Source organism: Scandinavium sp. (genome assembly GCF_036271055.1).
GTDB lineage: Bacteria > Pseudomonadota > Gammaproteobacteria > Enterobacterales > Enterobacteriaceae > Scandinavium.
This window is the reverse complement of the sequence record NZ_DATBBJ010000038.1, coordinates 1-3,154: the sequence shown is the minus strand read 5'-3', so window position 1 is coordinate 3,154 and position 3,154 is coordinate 1. Positions and strand designations below refer to the sequence as shown.

The following is a 3,154-nucleotide window of genomic DNA, read 5'->3' as shown; positions in this document are numbered from 1 at the left end:
AACTTGCTTTTGTCCTTCTGGCGTCTTTAAGAAATTACCCACATGCTTAGCGCCTGCCTGCAAAGGCGTTTCAGGCTTCAATCTCTTGGTGTTCTCTTCCAGATTACGACGCTCAGTGTACTTACGCAATTCTTCATTTGAAAGAGCATGTGTACCACTCTTATTGAGCTTCTGTTGAACTATTCTGGCGGCAACAGCATCCGGATGCGCTGATAAACCTCGACCACCTGTAGTTTTTATTACAGTTTTAGCTTGTGGATGAGATCTTGTCTTTACCGATACTTCAGACGCATTGCTTTTTGCTAATTTTGATTTTAATGAAGAACCCCCAGAACCGCCAGAGTTTCCACCTCTACGAACGCCCCAATGCATTCCCTTGACCCCATGATGAGCAAGCACCTTTTGAATAACTTCTTCATTATCCATTAGCTACCTTCCTTGGATACCAAGGATAATCCGGATCTGTGGGAGGAGTTGTATCTGGATCGGGATCTACCCATCCTGTTTCCTCTCTATGAACATTCAAACGCCACTCGAGTTCTTTGATCTGTTCATTCAACGCAGCAATGACAAATGACGTTGACGGCGGATCGAACAACATGCGAACTCGCAAATATACATAAGTTTTGATTGAATTGTATTGAAGATCATCAGCCATTGCGAGAAAATCATCCCAAACAGCTGTTGCATCTTCAATCATGAAGCCTTCGGCAGGACCAACGCCCAATTGGGTGAGCGTAGAAAATGCAGTATTGATATGGGTGATAACATCATGATCAAACGCTATATAATCGTCTGCAAGCCCCAATATCTTCTTGGTTGCAGTAAGAATACTAGTTTCCAACTACTCACCCCCTTTCATTATCGGTGAATTGTTCCGAGAAGCCAGAAAATAACTATTACAATTACAACAAAAGCTAAAATATAAAGAAGTAGATAAAGAGGATCACGCCTCATTTGGGTAAGCCGGTAAAAGCAGCCCTCTGCTTACCCTCTTCGCCACCAGACCAGGCAGTTTGATTTGGCTTCTGCCAAGTATGAACAGGACCACCATCAGCTTGACGACCAAACAGCTCAAGTACACCCGTAGCTGATTTTGATGCAGACAAGCCAACAATTTTCTCGTTCGACTTCAACAGCGTGCCGCCATCATTCCAATCTGACTCGCCTCTGCGCTGATAGCGATACCAAACGGTCTTGCCATCTTCGCCAACCCAAAACACATGGTGCACGCCGCTCTCTGAAACTGCTGAAGCAATCAAATTTTCATCCTCCTCCGAAGGTGCGGGAACGCCGCCACGAGCCAAGTCAAGAACATGATCCATTGGAAAGCCCGACCCACAGTCCCAATGGCCCCCACCACCTGAACCTAGATCAGCGTGCTGACAAACACCTCGACCAGAACCTTGAGCAGCTCCAGCAGACAGCTTTGTGATGGGAATACCGAAATGAGCAGCTTCTTCCGCAATCCACTTGGCACAATTGTCAAGCATGTTGCGATGATTGTTCATCCACTCGTCTCGAGACCACGAAGCAAAACCACATAGCTCGATTGCAACGGCAGCAGGATTGTAGTTAGCTTGCGTCCATGCTTTATTACTACGTTTGACGTATTCGCCAATCGTATTGACCTTATCGTCAGCACCGGTATGACTACTGGCGCCAACATCTCCTTGAAAGAAGCCGCCTAGAGATTCGATGGTTCGAGCGCCTTCCGCCGTATGCAACACAATGAGTCGGACGCCGCTGCCACCACGGCTGGAATAATTTGGTGAAGGGATCCATACTCGTTTCAGAGCCATTATGCGACATCATCTCCCTGCACCTCTTGATCAAAAGGCACTGGCTCTTGATGCTCTTCACGATCTCTGCCAGCAGCTGTACGCCGCTCATCATCCTTGTCTAGAAATCGAGCATCATCTGGATCGTCAAGTGGACCCCGATGCGGATCGCTAAGTTCTTCGTCGGGCTCGGGGTTCGGCTCAACCTCTTCATCCTCACGCGGCTGCTGTTCTTCGATCATAGTTACTCTCTTTCTTTGAGTCAATCTCAAACCATTGGCCAGTCCCTCTTTAAACGCCTCCATCTTTTCGTTACACATTTTCTCAACATATTTCGCTACAGTCCTAATGACCCAGGCCGAACCGGCAATGGTGGCAGCAGCAGTTACGATTGCGGTTATATACTCCCACCACAACACATAACCTACTCAGCTTCAGGAGCTTCAGTTTCAGAATATTCACGCCTTGTCAGAGGCTCAGGCGGAACGTCAGCTGGTCTGAGGTTGTCGGGATCCGAAGGCTCGCGCTGATCTTCAGCAACTTCGGGCGTTTCGGTCTTTTCTTCTTGCTCTTGCTTCTCTTCATCTACCATAACTTCGTATCTCCTGGTTGTCTTGTAATCGGTCCCCTAGGTAAAAGACTTTCATCTCCGAAATGAATTGCATTATGAGTTTGAAGAGATGTTGTGACAAGATATCTCGGATCAATGATCCATGTCTCACCATGTTTTATATCATCCGGTGACATGGGGTTCATATGATGAACTATCAAGTCCGTGTATATCTCAAATCCTTCAATACCAAGATCACAGCCGTTATCCCGAACAATTACTGCGTTACGAGCTCGTTTCCACTCACGTGACCTATAGAAATTCTGATTCAGCCATCTGTCAAACCCAAACGTGCTATATCCTACTTCTCCTACCAATCGAAGATATTCAAAGCGCTCTTCAAACGTTCTCAACCTACGAAGCTCAGAGTATGTCCGAATCTTCGGCATTTTCCTCCGGAAGCGGCATATCCCCAGCATATGAACGCATTGCCTTGATAGCATCGATATATAGTTCTTCGATACGTTGTTGAGACTCTATTTGCTCCTTCTTAACCGCTAGAAGTTGATTCTCGTGCTCAAGTCGTTCTTGTTCAAGCTTCTCACGAGTCGAACCGAGCTTTAAGAAGTGAGTAATCACCTGGGATGACGCCGAACCCTCTCGAATCTGCCTTTCAGCGAGGTCAGTGGCCAACGAAACCATCTCATTTTCCCGGCCCTCTGGAGTTGTCGCGGGTTTGCGGCGAGTTTCTTTGGCTTCATCCCTCCTTCGCCTTGCTGCCACGCGACTTCCTTTCACTTTTGTTTGTGCGAAAGTCCCTCCG

Annotated in this window: 6 protein-coding genes; all 6 read right to left on the bottom strand. The window is 47.1% G+C overall.

Annotated features, from left to right (window positions below; genetic code table 11):
• The coding region (locus VH187_RS05730) for a DUF7211 domain-containing protein (RefSeq protein WP_329700526.1) at nt 1-426 on the bottom strand (426 nt) is incomplete at its 3' end.
• Nucleotides 419-844: a phage head-tail connector protein gene (locus VH187_RS05725; RefSeq protein ID WP_329700525.1), complete on the bottom strand. Its 426-nt coding sequence runs from the start codon at nt 842-844 to the stop codon at nt 419-421. The genes VH187_RS05730 and VH187_RS05725, both read right to left, overlap by 8 nt.
• A gap of 109 nt (nt 845-953) precedes the next feature.
• Nucleotides 954-1,802: an N-acetylmuramoyl-L-alanine amidase gene (locus tag VH187_RS05720; RefSeq protein ID WP_329700524.1), complete on the bottom strand. Its 849-nt coding sequence runs from the start codon at nt 1,800-1,802 to the stop codon at nt 954-956.
• Entirely contained in the window at nt 1,802-2,200 is a 399-nt protein-coding gene (locus tag VH187_RS05715) for a hypothetical protein (protein ID WP_329700523.1), read from the bottom strand. Before VH187_RS05715 ends, VH187_RS05720 begins: the two co-directional genes overlap by 1 nt.
• Nucleotides 2,201-2,205: 5 nt before the next feature.
• Complete coding sequence (locus tag VH187_RS05710; protein ID WP_329700522.1) at nt 2,206-2,373, bottom strand: hypothetical protein; 168 nt, start codon at nt 2,371-2,373, stop codon at nt 2,206-2,208.
• A 381-nt stretch (nt 2,374-2,754) separates the two neighbouring features.
• Nucleotides 2,755-3,154 (bottom strand): hypothetical protein (locus VH187_RS05705; RefSeq protein ID WP_329700521.1); only part of this gene is annotated, 400 nt, incomplete at its 5' end.